This is a genomic window from Rickettsia sp. TH2014 (assembly GCF_019249195.1).
GTDB lineage: Bacteria > Pseudomonadota > Alphaproteobacteria > Rickettsiales > Rickettsiaceae > Rickettsia > Rickettsia felis.
The window spans coordinates 1-3,556 of sequence record NZ_MXAX01000169.1 but is presented as its reverse complement, the minus strand read 5'-3'; the positions used below and the strand labels follow the sequence as shown (position 1 = coordinate 3,556).

Genomic DNA, 3,556 nt, shown 5'->3' with positions numbered 1-3,556 from the left:
GTAAGATTAAATCTTGACTTCTACAAATTTCATAGAATTTAGTTTACACTACATAATAGTAGTAACATTTATTTAAATTTCAACTTAAATATTTTTTATTTCAGTTTAACTCTTATATCTTAAATTTAAATCATTTATATTTAAATATTGTCATAAGAAAATTAATAAGATATTATCGAAACCGCTACTTCAGATAGCATAATAATTTATGCATTATAGTAATAATCATGCCCTAATAAATCAGATTTAGGAATATCACGCTTATATTCATATGAACCTAAATAAGCTTGTAATTCATGAACATTTTGTTCTATTTCTTCATAATTATATTTATGTGAGTCTTGAAATTTTTCAACTAATTTACCTTTATTAACAACTTTTTTATAAGCATCTTCTTTAAAAAACCCATCTTTTTGTTCTTCACTATGAAAGTAATCCTTAAATTCACTACGTTTTTTCGGTAAATTAGAGATAAATTTTGCAAATTTTTCTAATTGAATATTGGTAATTAGGGTAAATACCAAACGTATATTCTCTTTATATTGGTTAACTCTTGAAACTTCATGCTCTATTGTATCTTTTTGTTCAATTTCAATAACATTATTAGATAAAATAACTAAATCTTTTTTATTAACCTCTAGCTTTTGAGATTCCTTTTGCTTTATATTAAGTATTTCCTCTTCTAATTCCTCTTCACTAAATAATTTTTTAAACGCAGCAAGCCATGGACCAAAGGCTGTACTTTCTAACTTTTTAAAATATTCTTTTAACTTTATAACTAATTTCCTTGTTTATATTTTCTTAGTTTAATTTATAGTGTTAGTTGGAAGTAATCAAGTTATAGAGCTAAGAAAAATTAATACTTTTGTAAAAATTATATGTAGCGTAGCAATTGAAAAACAGTTTTAAAATGCTTAAAATAATTTGACTATTTTAGAAAATTTTAATAAAATCTATTAATAAACTCAATCGATAATACCAAATATGAAAACAGCTTTTATCTTCCCCGGTCAAGGGTCGCAATTGATCGGCATGGGAAAAGATTTTTATGATAATTTTATACCCGCCAAAGAAACTTTTCAAATCGTTGATGAAACACTAAATCGAAAACTTACCGACATAATTTTTAACGGCACTTCCGAGGAACTAACTCTAACTACCAACGCACAGCCGGCATTAATGGCAGTATCTGTGGCAATAATAAATATTATCAAAGCTGAAACCGGTAAAAGTTTGGATAGTCTTGGCGATTATACTGCAGGTCATTCGCTAGGTGAATATAGTGCTTTATGTAGCACTGAAAGTATTAGCCTTGAGACAGCAGCAAAGCTACTGCATATACGTAGTACATCTATGCAAGAAGCATGTCCCGAAGGCGAGGGAAGCATGGCAGCTTGTATCAATATTCCACTTCAAAAACTTGAAGAAATATTAGAAGATATCAACAAAATAAATTTATGCCAAATTGCTAATGATAATATCGAAGGACAAATAGTTATTAGCGGCAAAACCGCAGCTATAGATCATGCTATTAGTATAATTAAAGATTTGGGCTACAAAGCGATAAAACTGAAAGTCAGCACTCCATTTCATTGTAGCTTAATGAAGCCGGCAGAAGAAAAAATGCGAGTAGCTCTTGATAAAGCTGTAATTAATAAGCCTTTGTTACCGGTAATTCAAAATTATACCGCAAAACCTACTCTAGATCCTACAGAAATCAAACAAAATTTAATTCTTCAAATATGCGGACGAGTTAGATGGCGTGAAACTTTAAAGCTATTTAATCAGCTAGACGTATCCCATATAATAGAAATAGGCGCCGGAAACGTATTAACAAATATGCTCCGAAAAATTAATTATCCATATAAGTTAAGTAATATAAGTAATTTAGAAGAACTACAGAATTTTTTAGATAAATTTAGCAAATAACACCTCTAATAACTTCTGATTTATAAAGTTTTTAAATTAACTTAATAATATTATTATATGAAAATTAGTTTTAGTTTTTTAAGCAATTGCTAGAATTATTAACTAGCGATTGGCGGAGCTATTTAAATAAGGTAATAACGGAACTTGAAAAGTTAGCTTTAACAGATACTAATGATACATTTTTAAAAGAAGAATGTTATAGAAAAATTGCTCTTATTAAAGGATACATTAAAGAAGGTGAGTATCCATGGTATGTTGTTCCTTTTGATAAAAAAGATAATGCAAGTTTACTACTTACCAATATTCACATGCTAGAGCTTGATTACCTAAATCAAAATACGTAAAAGCAGTAAAAAATATGCTGCGAAATAATTTCAAAGATATATATAATCCGGAAATTTATATTATCGCTAATTACGAAGAACCTATAATTAAAAACTATGCAATAACAGATAAAATAGCGAAAGGTAAAATTATTACATTTGAAGATTTAAATATTAAATATGAAGCACACACGAATGAAGAGTTAACATATATAGATGATATAGTAAATGATATTAGAAAACTAGACAGCGAGTTAGTAGCAGACATATCAAATATCATCAAATTTATTTATCAATTTTATTTTGTAGATTCTGCTATTACTCAGTGTACGATCATTTTTATGGCTGCATATTTTGAAGAACTACAAAATTTTCATCAAAATTTAGATAACCTTAATTTTATAGTACCATCACAAAAATATAATACTGAATGCCAACCAAAAAACTATAAGAACTTTATAAATATCGAAGCAGTAACTTGGAATAGATTTTTAGTTAAATATCAGGAATTATTTAATAATTTTAGCGAAGAACATTCAGAAATATTATTTAGTATTTGTAATGATAATGAGGAGTTTATAAAATTGTTAATTTCGGACTATTGTCATTTGAGTTTAAACAAACGAAGTAAAATTATAGAGTACTTAATAGATAAATATAAAGAAGATGCTGAATCTATTTATCCCACAGCTGTACAACTTTTTAATATTTGTGACGATAAAGATGGCTTGGTAAAGTTTCTAACTGCAAGCTCTTACAATCTTAGCTTACAAAAACGAGTTGAAATTATAGAATACCTAATAGGTAGATATAAAAACGATACCAAATCTATTTATTATATAACCGAGCAACTTTTTAATATTTGTAACGATGACACAACTATTGAAACTACAGAAATAGAGGCTAAACATTTTTACGAATACATTAAATATTTCCGTAGTTGGGATGGTTTACCTACTTATTGGTATACTGACTTTAAAGGACTATCACCTAGTTGTGATAAGGAAGCTTTGATTATAGGCGATTCCGCAAAGCCGGAAAATGATCATATTTAGTTAGAAAAATTATAAAATAATTCTAGAAATTTTATAATTTAGATGATATAAAGTTAAGCCATAACCGGAGAGATGGCCGAGTGGCCGAAGGCGGCGGTTTGCTAAACCGTTATACGGGTCATACCGTATCGAGGGTTCGAATCCCTCTCTCTCCGCCAGTCTGGACAGTTAGCCAATTCTTGTAGTTTATCGAACGGGAAAGCTAGTGTAGAAGTCAAGATTTAATCTTACAGACATTATAAAAATTAT

4 protein-coding genes and 1 tRNA gene are annotated in these 3,556 nt (G+C 28.5%); 4 read left to right on the top strand and 1 reads right to left on the bottom strand.

Features of this window, described 5'->3' with window-relative positions:
* Window positions 1-206 precede the first annotated feature (206 nt).
* Window positions 207-524, bottom strand: a complete 318-nt coding sequence (locus KYQ89_RS07740) for a hypothetical protein (protein WP_256621227.1) — start codon at window positions 522-524, stop codon at window positions 207-209.
* A 460-nt stretch (window positions 525-984) separates the two neighbouring features.
* On the opposite strand from KYQ89_RS07740, the gene fabD reads away from it, so the two are divergent.
* From fabD to KYQ89_RS03245, 4 genes are all read left to right on the top strand, one after another.
* On the top strand, window positions 985-1,929 hold the full coding sequence (gene fabD, locus KYQ89_RS03270) for an ACP S-malonyltransferase (protein ID WP_218460385.1): 945 nt from the start codon (window positions 985-987) through the stop codon (window positions 1,927-1,929).
* An 86-nt stretch (window positions 1,930-2,015) separates the two neighbouring features.
* A complete protein-coding gene (locus KYQ89_RS03265; RefSeq protein WP_256621226.1) occupies window positions 2,016-2,273 on the top strand; it encodes a hypothetical protein in 258 nt (85 codons plus the stop codon).
* A 707-nt stretch (window positions 2,274-2,980) separates the two neighbouring features.
* Window positions 2,981-3,307, top strand: a complete 327-nt coding sequence (locus KYQ89_RS08265; RefSeq protein WP_218460386.1) for a hypothetical protein — start codon at window positions 2,981-2,983, stop codon at window positions 3,305-3,307.
* Between the two features lie 66 nt (window positions 3,308-3,373).
* Window positions 3,374-3,465 (top strand) — tRNA-Ser (locus tag KYQ89_RS03245).
* The last annotated feature ends 91 nt before the right edge of the window (window positions 3,466-3,556 follow it).